General features: G+C 43.8%; 27 protein-coding genes. 14 read left to right on the forward strand and 13 right to left on the reverse strand.

The window, feature by feature from the left end; genetic code table 11:
* The first annotated feature begins 69 nt into the window (after nt 1-69).
* The 6 genes from MNQ98_RS02530 (at nt 70) to MNQ98_RS02555 (ending at nt 7,918) form a co-directional block, all read left to right on the forward strand.
* Nucleotides 70-2,694 (forward strand): RCC1 domain-containing protein, encoded by a 2,625-nt coding sequence (locus tag MNQ98_RS02530; protein WP_241931774.1) that lies wholly within the window; start codon nt 70-72, stop codon nt 2,692-2,694.
* A 319-nt stretch (nt 2,695-3,013) separates the two neighbouring features.
* Nucleotides 3,014-3,418, forward strand: coding sequence for a DoxX family protein (locus tag MNQ98_RS02535; RefSeq protein ID WP_241931775.1), 405 nt, complete (start codon nt 3,014-3,016; stop codon nt 3,416-3,418).
* Nucleotides 3,419-3,592: 174 nt separating this feature from the next.
* Entirely contained in the window at nt 3,593-4,417 is an 825-nt protein-coding gene (locus MNQ98_RS02540; RefSeq protein WP_241931776.1) for a class I SAM-dependent methyltransferase, read from the forward strand.
* A 263-nt stretch (nt 4,418-4,680) separates the two neighbouring features.
* A complete protein-coding gene (locus tag MNQ98_RS02545; protein ID WP_481856713.1) occupies nt 4,681-5,418 on the forward strand; it encodes a hypothetical protein in 738 nt (245 codons plus the stop codon).
* Nucleotides 5,419-5,603: 185 nt separating this feature from the next.
* A complete protein-coding gene (locus MNQ98_RS02550) occupies nt 5,604-6,014 on the forward strand; it encodes a BlaI/MecI/CopY family transcriptional regulator (RefSeq protein ID WP_241931778.1) in 411 nt (136 codons plus the stop codon).
* Complete coding sequence (locus tag MNQ98_RS02555) at nt 6,014-7,918, forward strand: M56 family metallopeptidase (RefSeq protein ID WP_241931779.1); 1,905 nt, start codon at nt 6,014-6,016, stop codon at nt 7,916-7,918. Before MNQ98_RS02550 ends, MNQ98_RS02555 begins: the two co-directional genes overlap by 1 nt.
* Nucleotides 7,919-7,990: 72 nt before the next feature.
* Here the strand turns inward: MNQ98_RS02555 and MNQ98_RS02560 are convergent, their stop codons facing one another.
* Both MNQ98_RS02560 and MNQ98_RS02565 read right to left on the reverse strand, forming a co-directional pair.
* Nucleotides 7,991-9,079, reverse strand: coding sequence for a DUF4179 domain-containing protein (locus MNQ98_RS02560; RefSeq protein ID WP_241931780.1), 1,089 nt, complete (start codon nt 9,077-9,079; stop codon nt 7,991-7,993).
* On the reverse strand, nt 9,076-9,609 hold the full coding sequence (locus MNQ98_RS02565) for a sigma-70 family RNA polymerase sigma factor (RefSeq protein WP_241931781.1): 534 nt from the start codon (nt 9,607-9,609) through the stop codon (nt 9,076-9,078). The genes MNQ98_RS02560 and MNQ98_RS02565 overlap by 4 nt, the downstream gene beginning before the upstream one ends.
* Before the next feature lie 312 nt (nt 9,610-9,921).
* On the opposite strand from MNQ98_RS02565, the gene MNQ98_RS02570 reads away from it, so the two are divergent.
* From MNQ98_RS02570 to MNQ98_RS02580, 3 genes are all read left to right on the forward strand, one after another.
* A complete protein-coding gene (locus MNQ98_RS02570; protein ID WP_241931782.1) occupies nt 9,922-10,191 on the forward strand; it encodes a CD3324 family protein in 270 nt (89 codons plus the stop codon).
* 136 nt (nt 10,192-10,327) lie between these two features.
* Nucleotides 10,328-11,371 (forward strand): phosphotransferase enzyme family protein, encoded by a 1,044-nt coding sequence (locus MNQ98_RS02575; RefSeq protein WP_241931783.1) that lies wholly within the window; start codon nt 10,328-10,330, stop codon nt 11,369-11,371.
* A gap of 497 nt (nt 11,372-11,868) precedes the next feature.
* Nucleotides 11,869-12,291, forward strand: a complete 423-nt coding sequence (locus tag MNQ98_RS02580; protein WP_241931784.1) for a DUF1801 domain-containing protein — start codon at nt 11,869-11,871, stop codon at nt 12,289-12,291.
* Nucleotides 12,292-12,335: 44 nt separating this feature from the next.
* Here the strand turns inward: MNQ98_RS02580 and MNQ98_RS02585 are convergent, their stop codons facing one another.
* The 8 genes from MNQ98_RS02585 to MNQ98_RS02620 form a co-directional block, all read right to left on the reverse strand.
* Nucleotides 12,336-12,770, reverse strand: coding sequence for a DUF6376 family protein (locus MNQ98_RS02585; RefSeq protein WP_241931785.1), 435 nt, complete (start codon nt 12,768-12,770; stop codon nt 12,336-12,338).
* Between the two features lie 144 nt (nt 12,771-12,914).
* Nucleotides 12,915-13,412 carry a hypothetical protein gene (locus tag MNQ98_RS02590; RefSeq protein WP_241931786.1) on the reverse strand — a complete coding sequence of 166 codons (498 nt, stop codon included), beginning with the start codon at nt 13,410-13,412 and terminating at the stop codon, nt 12,915-12,917.
* A 157-nt stretch (nt 13,413-13,569) separates the two neighbouring features.
* Nucleotides 13,570-14,589, reverse strand: a complete 1,020-nt coding sequence (locus MNQ98_RS02595; protein WP_241931787.1) for a serine hydrolase domain-containing protein — start codon at nt 14,587-14,589, stop codon at nt 13,570-13,572.
* Between the two features lie 74 nt (nt 14,590-14,663).
* A complete protein-coding gene (locus MNQ98_RS02600; protein WP_241931788.1) occupies nt 14,664-15,779 on the reverse strand; it encodes a GGDEF domain-containing protein in 1,116 nt (371 codons plus the stop codon).
* Between the two features lie 125 nt (nt 15,780-15,904).
* Nucleotides 15,905-16,555, reverse strand: coding sequence for an amino acid ABC transporter permease (locus tag MNQ98_RS02605; RefSeq protein WP_241931789.1), 651 nt, complete (start codon nt 16,553-16,555; stop codon nt 15,905-15,907).
* 77 nt (nt 16,556-16,632) lie between these two features.
* Entirely contained in the window at nt 16,633-17,295 is a 663-nt protein-coding gene (locus MNQ98_RS02610) for an amino acid ABC transporter permease (protein WP_241931790.1), read from the reverse strand.
* Between the two features lie 33 nt (nt 17,296-17,328).
* A complete protein-coding gene (locus MNQ98_RS02615; protein WP_241931791.1) occupies nt 17,329-18,135 on the reverse strand; it encodes an ABC transporter substrate-binding protein in 807 nt (268 codons plus the stop codon).
* Nucleotides 18,136-18,164: 29 nt separating this feature from the next.
* On the reverse strand, nt 18,165-18,893 hold the full coding sequence (locus MNQ98_RS02620) for an amino acid ABC transporter ATP-binding protein (RefSeq protein ID WP_241931792.1): 729 nt from the start codon (nt 18,891-18,893) through the stop codon (nt 18,165-18,167).
* 291 nt (nt 18,894-19,184) lie between these two features.
* Between MNQ98_RS02620 and MNQ98_RS02625 the strand changes: the two genes are divergently transcribed.
* The 5 genes from MNQ98_RS02625 to MNQ98_RS02645 all read left to right on the forward strand — a co-directional run bounded on the left by MNQ98_RS02625 (nt 19,185) and on the right by MNQ98_RS02645 (nt 21,844).
* Nucleotides 19,185-19,649, forward strand: coding sequence for a pyridoxamine 5'-phosphate oxidase family protein (locus tag MNQ98_RS02625; RefSeq protein WP_241931793.1), 465 nt, complete (start codon nt 19,185-19,187; stop codon nt 19,647-19,649).
* A gap of 302 nt (nt 19,650-19,951) precedes the next feature.
* Nucleotides 19,952-20,152, forward strand: coding sequence for a cold-shock protein CspD (cspD, locus tag MNQ98_RS02630; RefSeq protein WP_006207896.1), 201 nt, complete (start codon nt 19,952-19,954; stop codon nt 20,150-20,152).
* Nucleotides 20,153-20,236: 84 nt separating this feature from the next.
* Nucleotides 20,237-20,473, forward strand: a complete 237-nt coding sequence (locus MNQ98_RS02635; protein WP_241931794.1) for a cold-shock protein — start codon at nt 20,237-20,239, stop codon at nt 20,471-20,473.
* 180 nt (nt 20,474-20,653) lie between these two features.
* A complete protein-coding gene (locus tag MNQ98_RS02640; protein WP_241931795.1) occupies nt 20,654-20,830 on the forward strand; it encodes a hypothetical protein in 177 nt (58 codons plus the stop codon).
* A 225-nt stretch (nt 20,831-21,055) separates the two neighbouring features.
* Nucleotides 21,056-21,844, forward strand: coding sequence for a formate/nitrite transporter family protein (locus tag MNQ98_RS02645; RefSeq protein ID WP_241931796.1), 789 nt, complete (start codon nt 21,056-21,058; stop codon nt 21,842-21,844).
* A gap of 121 nt (nt 21,845-21,965) precedes the next feature.
* Here MNQ98_RS02645 and MNQ98_RS02650 read toward each other — a convergent pair whose 3' ends face one another.
* The 3 genes from MNQ98_RS02650 to MNQ98_RS02660 are packed head-to-tail and all read right to left on the reverse strand — an operon-like array spanning nt 21,966 to nt 24,306.
* Entirely contained in the window at nt 21,966-23,447 is a 1,482-nt protein-coding gene (locus MNQ98_RS02650) for a serine hydrolase domain-containing protein (protein WP_241931797.1), read from the reverse strand.
* Nucleotides 23,444-24,034, reverse strand: coding sequence for a hypothetical protein (locus MNQ98_RS02655; RefSeq protein WP_241931798.1), 591 nt, complete (start codon nt 24,032-24,034; stop codon nt 23,444-23,446). Before MNQ98_RS02655 ends, MNQ98_RS02650 begins: the two co-directional genes overlap by 4 nt.
* Nucleotides 23,965-24,306 carry a PadR family transcriptional regulator gene (locus MNQ98_RS02660; RefSeq protein WP_241931799.1) on the reverse strand — a complete coding sequence of 114 codons (342 nt, stop codon included), beginning with the start codon at nt 24,304-24,306 and terminating at the stop codon, nt 23,965-23,967. Before MNQ98_RS02660 ends, MNQ98_RS02655 begins: the two co-directional genes overlap by 70 nt.
* Between the last annotated feature and the right edge of the window lie 68 nt (nt 24,307-24,374).

The following is a 24,374-nucleotide window of genomic DNA, read 5'->3' on the forward strand; positions in this document are numbered from 1 at the left end:
AAGACATGCATTAAACCGATACAATAATTAATTCATATAACAAAGAGTTGTCGAACAGGAGTGATCTTTTTGAGGAGCAAGGCTGCAATATTGAAGATGGCAATGGTATTTGTGTTTCTATTGAGTTTTATGCTGGATGGAAGCAGCCTAGCGAAAGTCCATGCTGAAGAGGCCATCTATACGTTTGATGTTAAGCAGAATGACGATGATTCTCTAAATGTTCAAGGGCTGGCTCCGGATGTTATCGGTGAACAGGTTAAGATTATTATTTCAACAGGTGAATTCGTCAAAGAAGGAAACGGTTTGAAATATGTGAACACCACCCTTTCCGAAACATCCGCACTTGTGAATAAGAAGGGATACTTTTCTTTAGTTACCCCACCGGTAGACAGAAACAAGGTCATAAATAAAGAAATTGGGATTACATTAATGAACGCTCATGGAAAAGAGTCCGGATATACAACAACGTTTCCAATCCCTGTCCGTGACAGATCTGATCTGTATGATAAGCCGGATTGGTATGAGTCATATAAAGATGACTCTGACTTGGAAGAAGAGGCACCGGCTGTATCGAGAAATTCGGAGCCTCTATGGCAGCAAACGATAAAGAACAAGAATAAATTTGTTGCAGGAGACAGAACCTCCTATGCTGTCGATGGAAAGGGCTCATTGTGGGCGTGGGGGAATGTTCCACCGGAATTGACCGGTGAGAAATATACGAGCAAAGCAACCCAATGGCGCCTTCCTAAGAAAGTAGAATCGATAAAGAATGTGAAGCAAATTACGGCCAACGGTGCTGCTGCCGGAACGTTGACAGAACAAGGGATCGTGTGGGTATGGGGGATTTATGAGCAATCAGAAACTCCTATAAAAGTTACCGAAATGAAGGGTGCGACGCAGATCGCCGTGGATTCAGATGGAAATGGTCTGATTCTGAACAAGAATGGTACGGTCTATAAATGGGAAATAAGCAAAACCTCAGCCTCCACAGGTACAGGAAAGATAGTTAAGCCTAGTGTAAAACTGACGACAGTGAAGCAGCTGAGCAATATAGAACAAATACATATTGGCTACCACAGCCTCTATGGAGACAACTACATGGCACTTGATAAATCCGGTGCTGTTTGGGCATGGGGAGACATGAGTATTATTTTAAGCTCCAAACAACAGGGGAATGTCACCAAGAAAAACAAAGATGGATCAGAAAGTTATTTTCATGAAAGAGTGGACACCGTGACTCCGCAGAAGCTTAAGGACCTTCCAGCCATGAAAGAGATAAGCCTTCTGAACGGACGCCCGACTTTCATTAGTGAATCCTTTGAGTTCTGGTCATACATAGATACGGATAAAGTGTTTGTACAAATTCCAGGGAAGATAGCCGATGGTGTGGTTGGGATTTTTAAGGATAGCCCCGTTGTATTAAAAAACAATGGTCGTTTCTATTCATGGGATACAGGGTCGTCATCACTAAGCAGTAAGGCATACTCAGATCTAAATGATATGGCAGCCATCACTTCCGACTCAGATCACTATTTAGGCATTAGGAATGATGGTGCTCTGATGAGTTGGGGCGCTAACAATTCAGGCCAGCTAGGCGTAAGTTCAAGTATGGCGATTCCCTACGAGCCTAGTGTAATCAAGGTGCCTTCCCCTGTCAGCGTCGCGGCTAGTGAATCACATGTATTAGCTTTAAGCAAAAATGGAGCGGTGTATGGTTGGGGAGATAACCGGAAAAATCAGATCAAGGAAGGGTCTGCGGCAGAAATTTTATCGCCTGTTTCCTTGGGTGTCTTTAAAGATGTAAATAAGCTAGAGGCTGGACAAAACTTTTCCCTGCTTCTGAACAAGAAGGGGGAATTGTACGGATGGGGCGATCTTAACTGGCTCGGAATTAAAAAAGTAACCGGGACTCCTACGCTTATAGATCTCGTGCCTGAGCCTATCGCCGACATTCAGGTGTATGAGCGGTCTGTTGCAGTTTTAACCAAGAACGGAAATGTGTATCAGTTGGGTGGCGTTGCCTGGAATAATAGCGGGGCCGAGCAATATGTGCATAATCATTACCGTAAAATCGAAATTAGTGATGTGAAAGCGGTATCCATGGGAGGCTTTCGTGGGTATGCCGTGAAAAAGGACGGTACGCTGTGGTATTGGAAAAACAGCATTATTCGTGGAAAGACGCAGGCCAAGGTTATGCCCGGATTTAAAAATATTGTGGATGTGGCATCTGCACAAGCAAATGGAGATTATCTGGTCGCTAGAGACCGGAAAGATGAACTGTGGGCATGGGGGGATAATACTGCAAGACAGTTGAGTCATCGTGTGCTGTCGCAAATGTATAACCCGTTGAAAATTACAGATAAGCCCATCCAGATTACCGAAAGAGAATTAACCTCGGTAGGCAAAAATCTAAATGTGCAGTCGATGTCACTGAGCAAGAATGGGGGTCTGCTTATAACCAAGAACAATGAGATGCTCTTTTTCGGATACACGGCAGTTGTAACAAAGAGTGGAAAATTGTATCAGAATGTATCCTTTGTTGAAACGGCTGATCGTAATATGTACTGGATTCGTGGAGAGAAACTGTGGGTGCACGGGTATAACAACAAGTTTGGTCAGCTCGGTATTGGAGTGAAGGGGTATTATGAGTCTCCGCAGCGAGTGTTAACCCCACCAGGGTTTACCGTGAAATAGATATATGGTTTAAAGGGAAAATATATGGAGCTTACTTACATCCGCTGAATTCAGCGGATGTTTTTTTAGCTCTGAAATAATAGGCATATTAGGGTTGACAGAGGAGTATAAATAAAGTATCTTAATATCAAGGTTATTAACTTTATTAAAGTAAGTTAGTTGAAAGGGGTAAGTTTCAGAATGAATAAGTTGTAGCTCCTAATAGCTCGTTAATAGCTCATAATCGATCAGAAATCGAAGCTGTTTTTGGACATATATCTTAACATCGAGATTTTTTTGGTGAACAAACTAAACTCAAAATTTAATGGAGGAATTAATAATGAATATGGAATTAGGATTGCTTATTCTTCGTCTGGTGCTCGGTTTGTCGTTCATCGCGCACGGTGCACAGAAATTGTTCGGTTGGTTCGGCGGTTACGGTCCGAAAGGAACCGGCGGTTGGATGGAGTCGATTGGTATTAAGCCTGGTGTCACCATGGCTGTGATGGCCGGCCTGATGGAGTTTGTTGGCGGATTGCTGTTTGCATCCGGATTTCTGACCATCCTTGGTGCTGCGCTGATTATCCTTGCAATGCTTGGAGCCATCGTCAAAGTGCACGGCAAGAACGGGTACTGGGCAACAGCAAATGGATATGAGTTTAACCTTCTCATTATAGCTGTTGCTCTGGCTGTCGCCTTGATGGGTGCAGGAGCCTACTCGCTGGATGCCGTTATTTTTAACTGAGACTAACTAAAAATTTGATAAATGGAGTAGTACAAAGTATGGATAATACTTTGTACTACTCTTTTTTTATGCTCTGAATTCAACTCTGGGTTGAATCCCAGCCAAAATCAATTGTGAAGTTATTGTGCACGCCTTTTATCATTAATAAACTTGAGCTATAGGGAGTGATAACGAATGAAAGAAAAACTGGCTAAAAACATTAACATTTATCGTAAAGAAAAAGGATTAACACAGGAGGGGCTCGCACAGATTCTGGGGATCACCTATCAGGCGGTGTCCAAGTGGGAAACGGCTCAAACGATGCCCGACATATCCATTCTGCCGGCATTGTCTCAGGTGTTGGGGGTGAGCGTCGACAAGCTTTTAGGATATGTTTCGAGTGATAAGCCAATCACTATTTATGAGCAAGAATACAAGACACCTGAATACTATTGGGGACTTGAGCCGTCACGAACATGCTACCAGGTGCTTGAACTGATGCCGCCAACAAGACATCTGAAACTGCTGGACATTGGCTGCGGTGAGGGGAAAGATGCCGTGTTTTTTGCCAGAAATGGATATGATGTAACTGCATTTGACGTCTCTGATGCCGGTATTGAGAAGACGAAGCGGCTTGCTGACAAGATCGGTGTACCTATTCATGTTTTTAAAGCTGATATTTTGGATCACCGATTGGATTCCAGCTTCGACATTATCTACTCTAGCGGTGTTTTGCACTACATCAAGCCAGATTACAGGGATGAGATTTTCAGCAATTACAAGCAATTTACGAATCCGAACGGTATCCATGTATTTAATGTTTTTGTGAATAAACCGTTTATAGCTCCACCACCTGAAAACGAACCAAATGCGTATAAGTGGATTTCCGGAGAATTGCTTACGCATTATCATGACTGGTTGATCCAAGACAGCTCCGAAGTAATATTCGACTGCAATTCATCCGGTATTCCGCACCAGCATGCGATGACAAAAATGATTGCCCGCAAAAAGCCTAGCTGAAAGCTAGGCTTTTGAGCGACCTCAAACACCATATTCGGATGTCTGTGCCTTGTACAACCACTAACAGAAACCTTATCGTCCGTATACCCCTTTTTGAACATCTGCATAAATTCATCATGCGGGTCATTTTTGCATGTAACAAAAGCGAAATTTTTTTTCTTCACAAACCATGTTGACATTACCGAACTACAATTGTAGTATTAACTAGTAACTACAGCTGTAGTCTTACCAAATTATAACTTATAGGAAAGGAGTATTACAGAATGAAAGCAGCGACAAAAGTAGCAATCGCAACACTAAGCAGCATTTTATTACTGGGTTCTTCCGTAAACCTCGCGGCGGAGGCGGCATCCTCCCAGACGGCGGCCCCAAAAACCGCTGTGAAAAAAGAAGCCAAATCAACCAAGGCTATACCAGCAAAGGACAAAAAGTTTATCGAAAATGAGATGAATAGGATTAAAGAGCAGGCTGAAAAATCGGATGATGTGTTTGTCTTGTATCATAAATACAAGGAATTGAATAATGGATTCGATATAAGCTTTTGGGGAGGGACCAAACATTACACCACATACGAGGATTATTTGAAGAAAGCTTCTACCTTGGAAGGCTCCATCTTGGCGCAGCCTCCCAACCTGCCAAAGGGATATAAGTTTTCCAAAGCGAGAATTGAAGGCCCAACAAAAGGAAAGTTCATTGATGAAGTGAGAGCCGAAGGTAAAAAAAGTGGAAAACCCATCTACGTAAAAAAGATAGATTGGAAAGAGGCGGCAACCATCCGTCTTGAGTATACGAACGGGAAAGACACGCTGGTCATTTCTAAATATACATTGGATTCAGAGGGAAGCAAAAAGAAAGGTTTCTTTGAAGATGACTTCCCGGCGAATGTCTATCCAAAATATGTTTTTTGGCACACCGACAAATTCGAATATAGTATTTCAACCACCACAGATATGCCTAAGGAACAAAAAATTGAAATTCTGAAAGCAGCGGTAAAAAAATAATATTTTGAGCTAAATAGGGTTCTTTTGTAGATCATCGTTCCAACAGGCGGTGTGAAACATTTTTGCATGTAACAAAACGAGATATTTTTCTCTACCAAAACATGTTGACATTACCAAACTACAAATGTAGCATATATTGTAACTACATATGTAGTCTAAGTGAATTGACTTTGGAGGTTTCATGCATGAATCAAATACCATCGATTACGGATGCAGAACTGGAAATCATGCGCGTCTTATGGACAAATCCGGATTGCCCATCTATTGAGGTCGTAAAGCAAATGACGGATCAAATGGGTTGGAGCCCGAATACGACCCGGACGCTTCTCAGCCGATTGGTGCAGAAGGAAGCGGCGAGGGCGAAGCTGGAAACGAACTCGAAGCGTACCCAACTGTTTTATCCTCTCATCAGCGAGCAGGAATACCTGCGATCCGAAACCAAATCCTTTATGAAAAAGCTGTATGGCGGGGCATTAAAGCCGATGCTGGCCAATTTCTTAGAGGATAAAAAGCTGAATGCGCAGGAAATCGAAGATCTGAAGGCTCTATTTGACGAAAACGGCAGCTACGGTGAACCGGAAAAGAGAGATACGTGATGAGTCCTTCATTGCATGCAAGTTTATTATCTTTTTTTGAATGGATAATCCGTGGATCATTCATGGCCGGTATCCTGATTGTCCTTGTCCTCATCCTGCAATTTTTAATGAAAAACAAGCTCGAAGCCAGATGGAAGTATTTGCTTTGGGTTCCTGTAGTAATCCGCTTGCTGCTTCCTTGGGCACCGGAATCTTCGCTTAGCCTGTATAATGTTTTTTCTCTTGAGGGCATAGTTCATCAGCAAACTCAAGGTTCGTCGTTCTGGCATAATTTGTGGAAAGGATCAGGGGCCGAGAGCGAAACAGCAGCTCATGTAGAGCAATCTTTCATAGTAGAGAGAAACAGCCTTATAAGGGAAACGGGGGAAGCGCCGATTCCGCCTCGTGAATCAGGAAACACGCAGAAAACGCACTTCTGGTGGAGCGGGTTCAAGCAAATGGGCTTCACCAGTATACTGATGTCGGTTTGGCTTGCGGGTGTGCTGTTTCTTGCAGCGAAAACGATATACGACCACCTTCGATTGAAACAAGCCCTACGCGCAGGCCGCTCTATTGAAACGCCTTTTTTATCGGCATTGTTTCATGAGACGAAGCAGCTATTGGGCGTGAAGCGTAAAGTGCGGTTTGTGGCGTCGGAGAGCATTCCCGGACCTGCCGTGGTCGGTTTTTATAAACCAGCGGTTGTTATTTCCCCTAATTTGCTTGTCACGTTGAAAAAGGAACAAATTCAATATATTTTGGCACATGAGTTCGCCCATATACGGCGCTGGGATGTGGCGGTGAATTGGATCATGCACATTATTCTGATCCTTCATTGGTTTAATCCATTATTATGGCTTGCCGTACATAAAGCAAGGCAGGATCAAGAGATGGCCTGCGATGCATGCATGCTGGATCGGATGAGCCCGCAGCAAAACAATGCATACGGGCAAACGATCATCCATGTGCTGGAATATTTTTCGGGAAACCATCATCAGCCGGGGCTTGCCGGCCTGTCCGCCACGCATAAACAAATGAAAAGGAGACTTACAATGATCAAACACTTTAACAAAAAATCTTATCGCCTGTCCATTTTGGGGATGACGATGATTCTGGCGCTTGGCAGCGTGACGCTGGTTAATGCTAAGGAAAACGATGCAAAGAGCGCTCCACAAGCGGCTTCCGTTCAATTGGAACAGGATTCAAAATCCGCTGTGAATAATCAGCTGAATTATAGCCTTCCTAAGGAAATCATGGCTTCTTCGGAGAATCTTGAGAGCTACAAGAAAGAACACGAAAAAGCTGTTAAAAAAGCAGCGGAAGCAGCCAAAGCTATACCTGCAGAGGACAAAAAGTTTATCGAAAGTGAGATCGATCGAGTTAAGGAGCTAACCCAAGAGTCGGGTGATATGTATGTCTTGTATCATAAATATAAAGACTTGAACAGCGGACTTGATCTAAGCTATTGGGGAGGGATAGATCATTACACCTCATACGAGGACTACTTGAAAAAAGCTTCTACTTTGGAGGGCTCCATCTTGGAGCACCCTTCAAATCTCCCAGAGGGATATAAATTCTCCAAAGTGAGAATTGAAGGTCCAACAGAAGGAAAGTTCATTGATGAAGTAAGAGCCGAAGGTAAAAAGAGCGGAAAGCCGATCTACGTGAAAAAGATAGATTGGAAAGAGGCGGCAACCATCCGTCTTGAGTATACGAACGGAAAAGACATATTAGCCATTTCTAAATATACATTGGATTCAGAGGGAAGCAAGAAGAAAGGTTTCTTTGAAGATGACTTCCCGGCGCATATCTATCCAAAATATGTTTTTTGGCACACCGACAAATTCGAATACAGTATTTCAACCACCACAGATATGCCTAAGGAACAAAAAATTGAAATTCTGAAAGCAGCGGTAAAGGAATAATATTTTTGAATAACCGAATCGATTAAACGCAAAGCAGCCTGTCACATTCAAAGTGACAGGCTGCTTGTTTTTTTATTTTGGGACAGGCAGGTGGAATTCCAATTCTGGAATATACACTTTTTGCTCCTCTTTCTGAACGTACGGTTTAATGGTGATCGTTTGCGGAGGAGTAGAGAATGGCTCGAACATTAAAGAGTACTGGAAAATTCCGCCAGACCCGTGTCCACTTGCACCGATTGATGGAGCTAGTTCGCCTTGTTCATTCATCACATCATAATCAATGTTAATGGAACCCATTACTTTATATTGATCAGGAATATCTTCAGCAATTTCTTGGATGTCCTGTCCTGGCTTACCTGTGATCGTTACTTCCAGCCGCATCGTAGCTGGGGTCATTTCAAATTTCTTGATACTTATATTGATATTGTCATGTGATTTTAGTTCTTCCGACGTCAGAATCACATTATTTAGCGTACTCTTCTTAACCGGAATGTTGATTTTGAACTGCTGCTGGGTTTCTATGTCCCAGATCACGACACTTAATTTGAATTCATCAGGTAAGCTGTCTGGTACCAAAGTTACAATGGTAGAATTCTTTGTGTCCTCTGCTGAGTAAGACATGCTATAGCCAACATTTAATTCTTTGTCATCTGCAAAGAATCGTATGTAACTACTTTCTTTTTTTTCATTTATATGGTCCCACCAATCTCCAAACGCTTCATTCTTACCATCACTTGTTTCTCGCGTTAGTACCATGGAAATACGGCTACCGTCATACAGTAGCTCTGAGATACTTAGTGTAGTTCCATCATGAGTTACACTCTGATTTGCATCAGTCGTTAGTCCCTGCTTGCTTGCTGTTTTAAGTCCTTCATCGCCTACCTTTAAAAAGAGACTTCCAACAATCGGTATATTCTTTAGCGTTTCGGCCATCACAGGGGAGATGAAACCCGATCCGATAATAAGCAATCCTGATGCAGCAACTGCGGCCAGTATGCCAGCCAAACGCCGCTTCTTCCGTACAGGTCGTTTTTTATGATTGAGCAGGGAACCTTTCTCCAAGCTCTGATAAGTATTGTCGAGACGTGACCTGATCATTTCCGGTAATTCCTGTACTTCTTCCTTCATCTGCTCAAGTTCGTGATTAAGGTCATTGTTCATACGTTAATCTTCCTTTCCCTGTGATTAGCCAGCCACTGTGACAACGTTGTCCGGGCTCTATGGAGACGTGTCTTAACAGTGCTTTCATTCAAATCGAGCATTTCTGCAATCTGGCGTAAAGGCAAATCATGAAAATAGTGCAAAATAACGATCGTTCGCGACACTTCTTCCAATCTGTACACAGCTTCACGCAGGTCTATGTTCAAATCTGTGTTCGGTGTAGAGCTTTGTGCGTCCTCATGGCCGAACAGGGATACCACATTACTGCGTTTGCGGAGAATCGTATTGCATTCGTTAATGAGGATGCGGAACAGCCATGTTTTGAAAAAAGACGGATTTCTTAAATTAGCAATCGACTTGTAGGCTTTCAATATGGCTTCTTGCATTGCATCGGCACAATCCTCATCCTGTCTGACAATCGCCTTCGCTATGTTGTACATCTGTAACTCTAGTGGCTTTATGAGATGGATAAACGCCTCATGACTTCCTTTCTGGGCGCGCTCAACCTCTAGTTCCTGCTCAAATTCCAAAACTAAAAACCTCCCTTCAAAGGGTTAATGATCGATATATTAAATGATTAAATTCATTAATTAGATGGCCGGATCTTCCAGAAGGTTACAAACCCTGTCTGTATTATATAATTGAGAGAGGATTCTACAAAGGAGGATCGTTATGGGAAGGTTTAAGGTTCGCTCCATGCAGGTTTGCAATATAAACAACGGCGGTTGTTTGTATGGAGCTGATTAAATATGACCGCTGAATTCACATCGGGTGATTTTGATTTATTTTGCAAACTTTGCTGCCTTGAAAATCAACTATTTTCATAAGGAGCAGAGTCTGGAATGAAGTATATCAATGCAGATGAAATATTTCCTGCAGAATTGCTGAAGGAAATTCAGAAATATGTTCACGGCGGCGGTATCGTATACGTCCCTAAGCCGAAAGGATTGCGCAAGAAGTGGGGCGAAAATACAGGAAGCAGAACATATCTGAACCATAGAAACGATAAGATCCGTCAGCAATTTTCTTACGGAGTTACCATGAATCAATTGTCGGATCAGTTTTTCCTGTCCATCGACAGCATTAAGAAAATCGTGTATTCCAAAAAATAAGTGTCAGGGGTCACGTTGGAATCTATTCTGACGTGGCCTTTTTGTGTAAAACATTTTTTTAACCGTTTGTTATATTTTTTTCAAAATACAATGACCTCACAATGGTAGCAGGTAAACTACCTTAGGAGGAGAATAGATGAAACCATTTTTTCAATATGATACGGATGATCACCGAAGAGATTTGTTAATTCGGGCTGGGAAAGTCACTTTGACGGCACTTCAGCAGTATGATGTGGCATGGGATAAGATTCAATTTATTGGCCTATCGGACACGATTACGTATAAAATAGAGGCAAGTCCTACGGGGGCATATTTGCTGCGGATTCATTCGGATCGGATGAGCAAAGAGGAAATTCGTTCAGAGCTTGTATTTCTTCAAGCATTGAACAAGTTGGAGGATCTGAGTGTGCCTGTTGGAGTGGCTAACCGTGATGGCTCTTATGTGTTGGAAGTGGACACCGATGAGGGATACCATCGTCCCTATGTCACGATAATGCACTGGGTTGAGGGAGAGCATCTGAAGGAGATCACGGATGATCACGCTTTTCAAATGGGGCTGTTGATGGGGAATCTTCATCAAGCTACGATGGATTTCAACCCTCCGGCCGATTTTGTTCGGCCTGCATGGGATGTTGACAGTTTCAGGACAAAGATGGCGAGGCTGGAACGGTACTATTCTTGTTTTTTATCAAGTGAAGGATGGGGTTTATATCAAGCGGCGGCTGAGAAGATACGATCGGATTTTTCTGCCATGAGTTCAAACGATGATAACTACGGCCTCATTCACGGTGATTTGCACTCGGGGAATATCGTGTTCAGCGAAGAACTGCCTGCACCGATTGATTTTGGAATGTGTGGATATGGATATTTTTTGTACGATATAGCAGGTGCGTTATTAGAGCTTAATCCGAAGCTTCGAAGGAAGTATATCCAAGGCTATGAGAGTATAAGGAGACTTGAAAGCGGCTATGTCCGGCATCTGGAATGTTTCTTTGTCATGGTTATGATTGAGAACTACTGCCACCATTCCTCAGATCCGAGGGAGACGTCCAGTCTGATTCATGAACAACCTTACGCCCAGGCGTACATTAGACAATATTTGAATGACATTTCATTTTTGTTTGAAGGGATTGAATCCGTCACGCCGGGGATTCCATCTGTTATGGATAGGAATACTTGACACTCCCACCCCTAAAGGGGCAAGTCTGCTGGTGCAGATAGGATTCTTGAGTAGTTAACGCCCTCAGTCCATTTCTGTTTTGGACAACTCTCAAGTTTAGGGCGTGTCATCGCCCCTCCTAAGACAGTGCATATAGCATCTTAGGCTCTCACCCTATTACCAGATGAGACAGGTTGTTTGCTCAAATGTTTTAGCGTCTTGTTCTTGACGACTTCATACATTTTACGTGGCGAAAGAGTTAGTCGCCACAACCCCATATGTATACTATTTTCAAAGAGCGAGCATACGTTCACTATACCCTAACTTGCATTGTAGGACAATGAAGCTGTCTAATGACAACCCTTGCCCTAAGTGGATTCATCCCATGCCTAAAGGCTAGGGCTTTTTCGGCTAGAATCTGTAAGAAAATAGGGTATAGCTAAGGTGTTTGATGTGAATATATGTTTTTATGACGAGCTGAAATACTTTCAACGAAATGAAGAGAAGAGGTTAATATCATGTACGAATTAAAAACGAAGCAAACAGATAACAGTGTTCTTGAGTTTATTGAAAATGTCGATAACCCCAAAAAACGTGAGGACGCGTACAAATTGCTGGATATTTTTACGGACACAACAGGTCATGAGGCGAAGATGTGGGGGCCGACCATTATTGGATTTGGTGCCTATCATTATAAATATGAATCCGGTCACGAAGGCGATGCGCCGTTGGTAGGTTTTTCACCCCGTAAGGCCAAAATCAGCTTATACTTCGCAACCGGTAATACAGAGCGTGAGGCTTTGTTGAAGGATTTCGGAAAGCATACAGCTGGAAAAGCGTGCGTGTACATCAACAAGGTTGCGGATATTGATACGGAAGTTTTAAAAGCGTTGATTAACCAGTCCGTAGATTTCCTGAAGAAGACTTATCCGAATCAATAGATAGAACGTCCGGGAGAAATGCTGAACGCAGGAGGCGTTAAGGATTAGGGAGCTAAGCTGCGTACCTGGTCCATCGTCTCTTGAATTTTGTCCAGTGTTTGGGACATTTCCGTGTTTTTAAAATCGGTCACGCCATTTTTGATTTGTTCTTTGTAGCCCTCAATTTGTTGGCTTAGCGTTTCATTGTAGCCGGCAAGCTGCTCGTGAATGTCCTTGGCAAACGCAGGAGCTTCCAGCCCGTTAAATTCAGAGATGCGGGCCTTCATGTTGTCCAGCTGCTCGGTTAGCTTTTCCATAGCATTGCTATTGCTCACGGCCTCTTGTGCCAGATCAGGGATGCTGCCTGCAAACTGAGACGCTTCGTTAATAAACGAGGTGGCCTGCTCTGTGTAGTCCAAAGAATTGTTCACTTCCTCTACCACGGAACAACCGGATAACAGAATGAGCGCAAGTGTGATGCCGAGCCATCTTAATTTCATGCGAAAACCTCCTGGTCACAAAAAATGATGTTTCTTAATCTTCTACTACGTAAGAAAGAAGGATTGGTTTGACCCAATCCCTAATGGTTACCCAGTTTAACCGTTTGTTGAAAATGACATAAGGCTTAAAGTGGCTTGCTATTGTCAGAACAATCGGCTGCGGATCACGCCAATTAAGCCCATGATACTCACGATGATGGCCCCTAAGGTGGTAGCTTCTAACGCAAGGTTTTCTACTTCAGGAGGAGATAAGACGGGAGTTCCCGGACCCAATGGTTTGACATCTAAATCTGAGGAAAGAGCCGTGTTGCCGCACAAGTTAGGACTCAGCTTTCCGTTTTGTTTACCTGCAAATACAATATATTCCTCTCCTGGTTCGAAATAGATCCACATATTTGCCTTCAGCGTAACCGTTGCTTGTGAGGAGTCACCTTTCCACCACGTGGACACCCGGAAGGTTGAAGAATTAGACGTTTCGGAGACGAGCGTGCCTTTAAATGTCAGTGCGGAATAAGCCATTTCTTCCGTCACAGGTTTCGGCGGAGCAGCACACTTCAAGGCTGAAGCTTCCGGCACACGAAAAGCAAACATCAGACTTAAAGCACATGCAGCAGCAGCTAGTAACTTTATTCCCCTGTTCATCATTAACTCCCCTTTATGAATCCATTTTCTTTTCTGACGAACAATGTAATTCAAGGGTTGCAGTAGGAACGATAATTCAGCAGTTCATTGACGGCTGAATATAAAAATCCGCTACTTCATGAAGCAGCGGATTGGTCATTACTTAATACTTCTTTTTTTATAAAGATAGTTCGTTTTCAATTTCCATCATCATATCGAAGGCACCTGTAGAGATATTGGCACATACCGCAAGCTTGATGTCTGTAGCAGGATAATAAGCCGAATGAAAGCTCACTCCTGGGTCATAGCCCATCACATGATACTTCAACACACTTTCGTTTTTCTTTCCGATCCACACGCCATAACCGTAGAAATTACCGTCTTCGCTTTCGGCATGAGGAGTAAGTAATTTTGTAGTAAGTGTTTTACCTAATAGCTTGCGGCCCATAAGCGCGTCCCAGAATCGAAGCATATCCGTCGTTGTAACAAAAGCCCCACCGTCAGAACCACCTTGTACCGGCAGCGAATACATATTTGTTTTCCACGTACCATCTTCAAGATCAATGTAGCCGATTGCCGTATTTCCTGGAAGGGCATCGAGTGCGAAATAACCGGAATCCGTCATTCCTGCCTTATCAAAAATATGTGATTGTACATAGTCTGTAAATTTCAAACCACTGACGTTCTCGATTATTAATCCAAGCAGGATGAACCCTGCGTTGTTGTAGTGAAACCGTTCGCCCGGCGCAAACTTCATATGCCCATCTTGAAACAGCGGCAGGAAATCGTGCAATCGGCGCATATGGTACATAGGCCTCTCAATCCACAATTCCTCAAAGTCATCCATTACTTCTTCATCAAAATAATCAGGTACACCGGATGTGTGCGTCAGAAGGTGGTGTATTGTGATATTCTCGTTGAAGTGAGGAAACTCTACGTCAAGGCATTCACTTAGCTTGGTTTCTAGGGAAAGTTTACCTTCTTCTACAAGCTGACAAATGGCAGTAGCCGTGAAAATTTTACATCCGGATGCAATACCGTAACGTGTACCTGTACGATTGTTCAATTGTTCTGCCCGATTGGCATACCCATAGCCGGTGTGGACAAGAACGTCATTCTTATGTTTAACAAGGATCGTTCCAGAGAATGAATTGTTCTTTTGAACATTTTCGATACGTGACATTAAACGAGTAGTCATGGATTTTTCCTCCTAAGTATGTAATTAAAAACCCGCAAGGATGTCCTCCTACGACTTGAGGATCAACTTGCGGGTTATACTGCTGTATGCTGCAATTGTGTGATTGTCTGGTTTTTTCCGCTACGCTTGGCTGCATACAGCATGGAATCGGCTTCCGAGAAAATAGCGGCCTTGCCTGTACCGTAGCGGTAAGACGCGAGGCCGATGCTAACAGTTACGTTCTTGCCGTTCATCTCATGATGGCTCAGGGTCTCAATCTGTGTCCGGATGCGTTCGATCATTTCGAACGCTTGCTGCGGGGTCTTGTCCGTAAAAATCACGGCGAATTCCTCACCGCCAAATCTTGCTGTAATATCGTCTGGAGATAGAATCGCCTGCTTTATGACCCTGGACACGCGCCCAAGGATCACATCACCTACGGCATGTCCGAACGTATCGTTTACATGTTTGAAATTGTCGATGTCGATAATGGCTAATTGCAGCGGCAGCTCATATTTATCGCTTTGGACAATCAGATCATCCAGATATTCATGAAACGTCTTATGATTATACATATCCGTCAGAGCGTCAAACTTGGTCTGCCGGTCCATGATCACCGTCCGGATGAGCAAATCCTGTTCTGACTTAATGGATTTGCTTAAGTGTCTGTTAATTTCTTTTCCACGATTCAGAAGCCCGTATAGAATAACAAAGGACCCCAGCATAACAAATATATAAGAGATAAGCCCGTATATATCGCCTAATTTAAGAAGCTCTGGATTAAATGTATAGAATGCAGTGGTAACTACAGCATTGGCAGCCAGTGCAAAGACTAGTTTCCGTTGCTTATCGAAGAACAGGGATATGATCATGGGAAGCAGGAGTATGTATTTGATTCCGTCTACCGTTTCGTTACAGAAGATCAGGACGGTTGAGAGGGCGGTACCGGTCAAAATAATGAGGTAGGAGCTCTCCCTTTTCAACCGTCGGATAATAAATTCACTGCTTCCCATAATCAAAAGCTGAAGTGTTAAGAGATTCACCATATTATGAACGAGGATATCGCTCAAATCGAACACCTGATAGCGAGTCGTAATGAACAAGGCCACAAGCTCCGCAAGCAGTGAAATGAGGACGATAACCCAATAAAAATTCATGATTTTGCGGTTCCACACGCTCCGACGGTCATCTTTCCACTGGACCTCGCTCATTGTTGATCTCACCACCCTCACCGCTCGGTTAACGGAAATAAATTGTTAATTATTGTAAAATATGACTGCTGATATATTCATTGTAATATAGGGTCTGAGAATAATCTATATAATTTACTAACGCTCTATAGTTGTCTGGCCTCCAAGCGTCTTGCGGCAATGGACAGCAAATAATTGACAGTGAAATACAACACCGAAGCCAGAAGGAGCGCCGGGATGACGTACCTAAAGTTTGATCCGCTCAAAATCTGCACATTATGCATCAATTCTGGCAGCGAGATGATGACTGCAAGGGACGTATCCTTCAGCAGAGAGATAAATTGGCTCACCAGTGGAGGAGACATACGGCGTAAGGCAAGAGGCATAACGACGTGCCGCAGCGTTTGAAAATGGCTTAGACCAGAAGACCTGGCAGCTTCAATCTGTCCCTTATCGATAGACACCAGACCACTGCGGACAATTTCTGCGACCATGGCCCCTTCAAAAATGCTCAGACCGATCACTGCAGCCCAGAACACGGGAATTTTTATACCCGTTTGTGGCAGAACAATTCCGATGAAAAAGATGATTAACAGGAGCGGAAGGTTGCGAATGATGTCTACAACAAATGCGGTGAGGCGGGAAATGACAGGTGCGCGGATATATCGTACCGTGCCAAGCAAGGTTCCGATCACGAAGCTGAACACAATAGACAAGCCGGCAACCTGCAGCGTAATTAGAAACCCATGCAGAAGATAACGCAGGTTGGGCCAGGAATATGCACCGATAAAATCCATTTGCTGTTGCCTCCTTTTTAATGTAGGCCGATGATTTCATAGCAGGTTCCTTGGGCAGTAGACGTTATTAATGAAGCCTAGGAGCTTCTGGCAAATCGGCGTTCCAAATAATGAACAGCAAAGCTGAGAGGCACGGTAAGTACGAGATAGAATAGGGAGACAATGATATAAACCGTGATTGGGAGGAAGGTGTCGGAATTGATAAGATCGGCGTAGTACATGAGATCGAGGCCTGCAACCACACTCAATATGGATGAGTTTTTTACCAAATTGATGAGTTGGTTGCCAATGGCTGGGAGGACGATTTTGATCGCTTGAGGAAGTACGATATGGCGCATGTTTTGGAGGTAGCTCAGCCCGGATGAACGGGCGGCTTCCGATTGTCCAGCAGGAACAGCTTGAATGCCTGCACGGATGGCTTCAGCTATAAAAGAGGATGTATAGACGGTTAATCCCAGCGTGCCGGAGATGAAGCCGCCCAGTGGAATACCGAGAGAAGGAAGGCCAAGATAGAAAAAGAAGACCACGATGAGCAGCGGTATGTTGCGGATAAACTCCACATATGCGGTTCCAACAATATTCAGCATCCGTATTGGTGAAATTCGCATGATGGCTGCAATTGTACCAAGTACCAGGCTGCCCACGAGTGCCATCAAGCTGATCCAGATCGTATTTCCGAAGCCTTCAATGAACCGATCCCAGTGATTGAACAACACATTAATATCCCATAAACGACTCAAGGTCCAGGCAACCTCCTTCCGTCGTGCTGAAAATTATTCCGGCTTTATACCCATCCATTGCTCGTATAACTTGTCATATTCACCGCTGTCCTTCATTTCCTTGAGCAGCTCATTGACGGTGTTTACGAACTCAGTATCTCCCTTCCGGATCGCAATGCCATACGGTTCATCGGTAAAGTTGCCTCCCACAAGCACATAATTGGAGTCCTGCTGTTGCATGCCAAGCAGGATGGAATTATCTGTGGTCAGCGCATCGCCTTGATTGGCCTTAAGCGCAGTAAAGGCATCTTGATAGTTCTCGAATTCCAGAACAGTTGCGTCCGGGGCTTTCTCGCGGATGTTTTTAGCTGAGGTGGACCCTTTAACAGCGAGTACCTTGGAATCCTTCGTCAAGCTTTCCAATCCTTGAATCGGGCTTCCTTTCTTCACAAGCAGTGATTGCCCGGCTTCGAAATATACATCGCTGAAGTCGACCTGCTTTTTACGTTCTTCGTTAATGGTCATCGTGGCGATAATAAGATCGATGTCACCGTTTTGGAGCAGCGGAATACGGGTTTTGGACGTCACTTCCTTGAGCTCAACCTTGGTTTCGTCACCGAGTACTTTTTTGGCCAATGCTTTAGCAATATCAATATCAAAGCCTTCCACTTTTCCGGTTGCTGGATCCTGCAAACCGAACAGCTTGGTGTCATATTTGACGCCTGCGATCACCTTGCCCCGTTTCTTAATCGCGTCCAGTGAATCGGGCGCCTTTTCTCCGCATCCCGAAACAGCCAGTGCCACAAGCAGTGACAGAATGGCGGCCGCCCATCGGAATTTTCTCCTTTTATTTATACTCATCCTCATTCCCCTTTCAAAAATCGTCTATGTTAGTGATGAATCAACCGGCTGAGAAATACCCTTGCCCGTTCTTCTTCGGGATTGTCGAAGAAGGAGCCAGATGCGGTGTCTTCCACAATTCTGCCTTCATCCATAAAGATGACGCGGTCCGCTACCTCGCGTGCAAAACCCATTTCATGCGTAACGATAACCATCGTCATTCCTTGATGCGCCAGAGAACGCATAACGTCCAGCACCTCACCGATCATTTCAGGATCTAGGGCTGAGGTTGGCTCATCAAACAGCATGATTTTGGGGCTCATTGCGAGCCCTCTCGCAATCGCTACCCTCTGCTGCTGACCCCCGGACAATTGGGACGGATAGCTGTCCGCTTTGTCGGCAATGCCAACTCTTTTTAAGTACGACATGGCTGTCTCCGTCGCTTTTTCCTTTGTCATTCCGAGAACCTTCACCGGTGCCAAAACAATGTTGTCAATCACCTTCATGTGCGGATACAGGTTGAAATGCTGAAAGACCATGCCGATTTCACGGCGGAAGCGGTTGATGTCGATCTTTTTGTCATGAAGAGATATTCCGTTTACGACCAAGCTGCCCTCGGTAATCTGCTCTAGTCGGTTAATACATCGCAGCAGGGTACTCTTGCCGGAACCCGAAGGACCAATAATAACGACAACTTCGCCATGCTGGATCGTTAGGTTAATGTCTTGAAGCACATGGAAGCGGCCAAAGTATTTTTGAACACCGGTGAATTCAATCAATGGTAATCCCCCCTTAACGGCTAAGCTGAATATGGTTGGTTCTAAAGGCGTTTGCCTGATCAAAGCGGGTGCTAGGCCCTTTTAACACTGGTATGGTTGACGTAGCTTGTTCCATAACCTTTTGCCGTGAAAAAATAAGTTGCATATGGTGTCTGTGTCTATAATAATAGAGACTATTCTATTAAAGGTCGGGGATAAGAAGGCTTGCTTACGATGCCCGCTACGCGGGCCCTGGAGTATTCGAGATTGAATTGATGAACGCTTAACAATACGAAGAAAGGAAGATGCTGGATGGCTGAACAAAGCGAGATATCTTCTTCATTGTACGAGCTCTTGAACGGGGGGGATCTAGAGGGCAAGCAGCATGTGGCCATGATGCTTTTGACGGTAACCGAAGATGAGTGGCCTCATACGGCAATGGTTAGTGTGGGGGAAGTTGTCGCTTTGGATACGAAAAGGCTTCGGCTGGCGCTATGGCCGGGTACGATTACGACCGGGAACATCGTCCGTAGCGGACAGGCCACGCTTGTTGCCATTCATGACGGTGTTGCCCATTACGTACGGCTCAGGCTGTCCCGTTTATCAGAGCTTCCCCTTGCTCGTCATCCACGTGAACGTTTTGCTGCGAAGGTCGTCGCGGTGCGGGAGGATATTGCCAAATATGCCGACATCAACTCTGGTATGACCATTACATTGAAAGATCCCGTTGATGTGCTTAACCGCTGGAGAGAGACGATTCTCGAACTGCAGGAATAACAGACGGATACCTTACGGTGTATGACAGGGCCTTCGGATAATTTCGGAGGTTTGTTATATTTTAGTCACTTTTTGCATAGTATAATAATAAAGACTTCTTCCAAAAACATTTTTAAAAAACATGATTTCAACATTTGCCAACGTACTCTAAATGTGATAATATAGGAATATCGAAATCGACCTGAATTCACATATTGTAGAGGGTTGTATTTTCAGGGTAACCCTGTACAATATGTGAATTTTTTTATTCGTCTACGAAGTAAAAAAAGGTCATGTAAATAATCTTCAAGGAGGTACACCCCATGCAAACAGGAACTGTTAAATGGTTTAATGCAGAAAAGGGCTTCGGTTTTATCGAAGTTGAAGGCGGAAACGATGTATTCGTTCACTTCAGCGCGATCCAAGGCGATGGCTTCAAAACGTTGGACGAAGGACAACGCGTAGAATTCAACATCGTTGAAGGAAACCGTGGACCACAAGCTGAAAACGTTGTAAAACTGTAAGACCAAAAGGCTGGCTGCCCTTAATGTGCGACATTAAGGGCAGCTTTGTTTTATATTCTGCGACGAGGACAAGGAGGAGTGTTCATGTATTCGCGTAAAAACGCTATGGAAAGCATACCGGAGGAAATGACCGAAGTATGGTCATGTACGAAGGATGATTGTAAGGGTTGGATTCGGGATGATTTCGCATTTGAGACAGAGCCAGTTTGTCTGCTGTGTCAATCTCCTATGGTCAAGGAAACGAGAAAGCTGCCCTTGCTCGTCAATACGAATAAGAAGCAAAAATCCCTTAGCAAGGGGATCCTGATCGATCGGAAGTAGCGGCTAAGAACCAGAGAAAGCGATTGGTACGGTCGGTATCTTTTCGAAAATGTACGAATTTCCGCAATGCCTAACCGTTATCCGTTAAATCGGGCATGTTAGTTATATATGTTCCTATTTGTGACTCAGGACCATATAGAATTTGCGGGAAGTGCATAAATTCCAAAGGAGTGAACCGTATTGAATACGCAAAACGAGGTACTGAAACGCAACATTGACAACATGATTATTCAACAGAATCAGGAAGGCTTGAATGACCAGGAAAAATTCATCATGCAGAAGCTGATGAGGGAGAAATATCAACTGGAGCATGAGAGCAAGCTAGAGAACAGTGAAGGCGATAACGATAACAAGTAAGGATTACACTAAATCCGGTAACCAATGACTGTTTCATATAAAAGGCGTGAACAAGCGGATGATCATTCGCGGTTCGCGCCTTTTTTTGATATTCATTTTGGTGGGGGATTCCATTTTTGTGTCAAATATAATATTGCTCTTCCCATGAGAGGATAAAACATGTAATCTATGAAAATGAACCCAATATAAATCATATTATGATCTGCTGGCAAAGGAAGTGTGTTCATGGAAGTTCAATCTCTGCTCCAGGTGGAGCAACTCGCTCTGAAGAAGATGAAAATATTCAAGCAAAGCAGGCTGCGTTACCTAGCACGATCGGCGCTGGCTAGTATGTTCATCGGATTTGGTGTTATCGTGGCCTTCAAGACAGGAAGTTTTTTTTATAATGATCATTCACCGATGACGTACCCGATGGCCGCTCTCACCTTCGGTGCAGCCATTATTCTGATTTCCTATGGAGGCGGTGACCTGTTTACAGGCAACACCTTTTATTATTCGTATGCGGCTCTTCGGAAAAAACTGAAATGGCTGCAGGTGCTTAAGCTATGGGGGACAAGTTACATTGGTAATATTATCGGGGCCGCTGCGTTCGCTCTGTTGATTTATCTGACGGGCCTGTTTGCGGATCCGTCCATCAACGAATTCCTGCTTGGTGTTGTGGAGAAGAAGATGAATGCCCCGGTGTCGGAGCTCTTTTTCCGGGCGATTTTGTGTAACTGGTTAGTCTGTCTAGCCTTCTTCATTCCGATGGGACTGAAAGGGGACGGGGCTAAGCTGTTTGCCATGATGTTGTTTGTATTCTGCTTCTTTATTTCCGGCTACGAGCATAGTATCGCGAATATGTGCACATTTGCGATTGCGTTGGTGGTAGAGCATCCCGATACGATATCGATGTCAGGTGTATGGTATAACCTTGTACCTGTAACCATCGGCAACATGATCGGTGGGTGCGTGTTTATGGCGTTTATGTACCACTATGTCAACAAACCGTTTATGGATGAGTATCAAGAATAAGGGAGTTAATTGCCCTACCTCATAACCACACAATTGCCTAACCGTAAAAGGGCACCTCGTCGTCTCTCAACCCGCCAAAAGAATGGACCGGGTAAGTAGAGATGAACGAGGTGTCTTTTGGTTATACCGAAGTTTTTTGGGGATATATGAATTTTGTTCTAAAGGATATAAATACGGATAAAATACCGCTGCATGCCAGCAAAAAGCATATAAGTGAGGTCAGTAGAGCAACGTCGGGTGAGAACATCTGAATAGCATGCCAAGGACTTTTTGTATTGAAAATAAGTAGTGGAATGATCGCGACTGACAAGACCAAGAAGAGTGCGCTGATCAACCTCCAGGCTCTTTTTCGGAGGACATTTCCTCGTCTTAACTTGATAATCAGAAAGACTGTGACCATGAAAAGTAGGATGACTGATCCCAGCAGGACTAATTGAATAATTGGCCGATTATCTGGTATGGTTGGAGGTTCTTCGCTATTAACCAGGTTAATGATCCCTTTCTTCAGATAGAGGAGTGCCGTCTCCTCCAGAATATGATTTTTATTCGTCAGAATAGCGCCGCCCCAACCAGTTTCGGGAAAGAAGAAGATTTCAGCGTGTGAGTCGGGAGTTGAGCCGGAGTGCCAGATCATTTTATTCGAGGGCACCGGATCATCGGTTATTCTCCAGCCGAAACCATAATATCGATCTTTCTTTGTTTGAAGAAGAGGGGAGTAGAGTTGATCTATACTTTCTTCCTTAAGAATGCTCCCGGGTTGTTGTTTGGTTAAAAATTGTATGTATTTAGCCATATCGTTCGCACTTGCAGCAATATAACCATATGGGGCTCCGCCGTTATCATAGGGGATGTTGCTCTTGTGTGAGATTCCGATCCAGGACTGATAGCCTGCTTCATATCCCTTTTCATACGCTACATCGCTGTCGGCTGCTGTATGAGTCATGCCTAACGGCTTAAATATCTGCTGCTCCATGTAATCGGAATACGTCTGATCCGTAATTTCTTCAATTAGAGCCCCCAGAATGAGAAAATTTGCGTTACTGTACTGATATATTTCACCTGGAGAAGCCGTAAGCTTAACGTCTGAGAGGCTTTTCACATTGTTTTTGATCGCATCCGAATCTTTAGCACCTTTGTCAGAGATGTTTAACCCCGTATATGTGCTGAGCCCGCTGGCATGAGTAAGAAGATGCTTTATTGTTATCTGGGCCGCTGCCTGCTTGTCTTGTAAGGTAAACCAAGGAAGGTAGGTTTGTACCGGATCTTCAAGGTTAACAGAACCTTCTTCGATTAATTTCATGACGGCCAGGCCGGTTAATGATTTGCTTATCGAACCTAAAGAAAAAGGCGTATCGGGTGTTACCTTTTCCTCTGAATCACCTGTCACACCCCAACCTTTGGCATAAAATGTGTCTTGCCCACGAACAAGGATGACAGAAGCCCCTGGAATTCGGTGTTCTTTCAAAAATGATTCAACATAGCTATCAATGGAGCTGTTCATATCCTGCTGAGCATCCGTTTGTGCTGCCGGTAGCAGCGTATGAATCGAAATGAGCAGCAGGCTTGCCAATAATACTCGAGAGATGGTTTCCGTTATTTTCATATTGTAGTTCCTCTGTTAATCTTAGTTTTTCGCATGTATAGCGTTGCCATGATAGAGATGAGCAGGGCAGCTGAGAGGCTGATCATAATCAGCATGGCATTCCACCATGGCAAGTCTGAAATTCGGTACAGGATATGATAATCAAAATTCCCGGATGTTCTTTCCGGGTTAAATGACTCTGTTAGAAACATGGAGAATACGAGCTGTAATACTAAATAGGCGGCGGCGAAAGTGACGGAACCGGTCAATAGTAAAATGCCTTTGAGGTTTCCTGATGTACGAATCCGCTTTATTTCAGTGTGGAGATCAACCTTGTTGACCTCCAAAAAGTCTCTGACAAATGTTGTGGAGTCTCCGAGTTCATACAAACTATCTTCGCCGTGTTCACGGGATTCCTGAATATGTTCCAGAAGCTGCTCTTTAATATTCTTCCTGTCTTTTGAGCTGATCTGGTATTGCTTTAATTCTTTAAGAACTTCATCTAAGAAGCGTTTTTCCGGTAAGCTGAGCGTAATATTCAATCCAGTAAATCTCCTTTCAAACTGTTTTGGAGCAAGGATTTTAGATCCTTTTGCAGTTCCAGCCATTCATTAATTTTTCTCTGTAGATGCAGCCTTCCTTGTTCATTAATTTCGTAATAGACTCGAACTTTGCCACTTTCAGTCATTTCACGGTATGTGTTCACCCAATCCTGGTCCTTAAGTTTAGTCAAGATGGGATAAATGCTGCCGACTCCTTTCAGTCTTAAATTGTGCTCCTCCAGTTCCTTCATAATTTCATAACCATAGCTTTTTCCGTTGGACAAAATAGACAACACGCACATTTCCAGGTGACCTTTAATCAAACTTGTTCTATCCATGGCATAAACTTAACAGAATTATATACTTCTTTCAAGTATATGATTAAAAATAAATACACACCATGAAG

Source organism: Paenibacillus sp. N3/727 (genome assembly GCF_022637315.1).
Classification (GTDB): domain Bacteria; phylum Bacillota; class Bacilli; order Paenibacillales; family Paenibacillaceae; genus Paenibacillus_AQ; species Paenibacillus_AQ uliginis.

Bases quoted from the DNA above. Each gene is read 5' to 3' on its own strand.
- MNQ98_RS02535 (WP_241931775.1), top strand. From the start codon at position 3,014: ATGAATATGGAATTAGGATTGCTTATTCTTCGTCTGGTGCTCGGTTTG.
- MNQ98_RS02540 (WP_241931776.1), top strand. From the start codon at position 3,593: ATGAAAGAAAAACTGGCTAAAAACATTAACATTTATCGTAAAGAAAAA.
- MNQ98_RS02545 (WP_481856713.1), top strand. From the start codon at position 4,681: ATGAAAGCAGCGACAAAAGTAGCAATCGCAACACTAAGCAGCATTTTA.
- MNQ98_RS02550 (WP_241931778.1), top strand. From the start codon at position 5,604: ATGAATCAAATACCATCGATTACGGATGCAGAACTGGAAATCATGCGC.
- MNQ98_RS02555 (WP_241931779.1), top strand. From the start codon at position 6,014: ATGAGTCCTTCATTGCATGCAAGTTTATTATCTTTTTTTGAATGGATA.
- MNQ98_RS02560 (WP_241931780.1), bottom strand. From the start codon at position 9,079: ATGAACAATGACCTTAATCACGAACTTGAGCAGATGAAGGAAGAAGTA.
- MNQ98_RS02570 (WP_241931782.1), top strand. From the start codon at position 9,922: ATGAAGTATATCAATGCAGATGAAATATTTCCTGCAGAATTGCTGAAG.
- MNQ98_RS02575 (WP_241931783.1), top strand. From the start codon at position 10,328: ATGAAACCATTTTTTCAATATGATACGGATGATCACCGAAGAGATTTG.
- MNQ98_RS02580 (WP_241931784.1), top strand. From the start codon at position 11,869: ATGTACGAATTAAAAACGAAGCAAACAGATAACAGTGTTCTTGAGTTT.
- MNQ98_RS02585 (WP_241931785.1), bottom strand. From the start codon at position 12,770: ATGAAATTAAGATGGCTCGGCATCACACTTGCGCTCATTCTGTTATCC.
- MNQ98_RS02590 (WP_241931786.1), bottom strand. From the start codon at position 13,412: ATGAACAGGGGAATAAAGTTACTAGCTGCTGCTGCATGTGCTTTAAGT.
- MNQ98_RS02595 (WP_241931787.1), bottom strand. From the start codon at position 14,589: ATGACTACTCGTTTAATGTCACGTATCGAAAATGTTCAAAAGAACAAT.
- MNQ98_RS02600 (WP_241931788.1), bottom strand. From the start codon at position 15,779: ATGAGCGAGGTCCAGTGGAAAGATGACCGTCGGAGCGTGTGGAACCGC.
- MNQ98_RS02605 (WP_241931789.1), bottom strand. From the start codon at position 16,555: ATGGATTTTATCGGTGCATATTCCTGGCCCAACCTGCGTTATCTTCTG.
- MNQ98_RS02615 (WP_241931791.1), bottom strand. From the start codon at position 18,135: ATGAGTATAAATAAAAGGAGAAAATTCCGATGGGCGGCCGCCATTCTG.
- MNQ98_RS02625 (WP_241931793.1), top strand. From the start codon at position 19,185: ATGGCTGAACAAAGCGAGATATCTTCTTCATTGTACGAGCTCTTGAAC.
- cspD (WP_006207896.1), top strand. From the start codon at position 19,952: ATGCAAACAGGAACTGTTAAATGGTTTAATGCAGAAAAGGGCTTCGGT.
- MNQ98_RS02635 (WP_241931794.1), top strand. From the start codon at position 20,237: ATGTATTCGCGTAAAAACGCTATGGAAAGCATACCGGAGGAAATGACC.
- MNQ98_RS02645 (WP_241931796.1), top strand. From the start codon at position 21,056: ATGGAAGTTCAATCTCTGCTCCAGGTGGAGCAACTCGCTCTGAAGAAG.
- MNQ98_RS02650 (WP_241931797.1), bottom strand. From the start codon at position 23,447: ATGAAAATAACGGAAACCATCTCTCGAGTATTATTGGCAAGCCTGCTG.
- MNQ98_RS02655 (WP_241931798.1), bottom strand. From the start codon at position 24,034: ATGGCTGGAACTGCAAAAGGATCTAAAATCCTTGCTCCAAAACAGTTT.
- MNQ98_RS02660 (WP_241931799.1), bottom strand. From the start codon at position 24,306: ATGGATAGAACAAGTTTGATTAAAGGTCACCTGGAAATGTGCGTGTTG.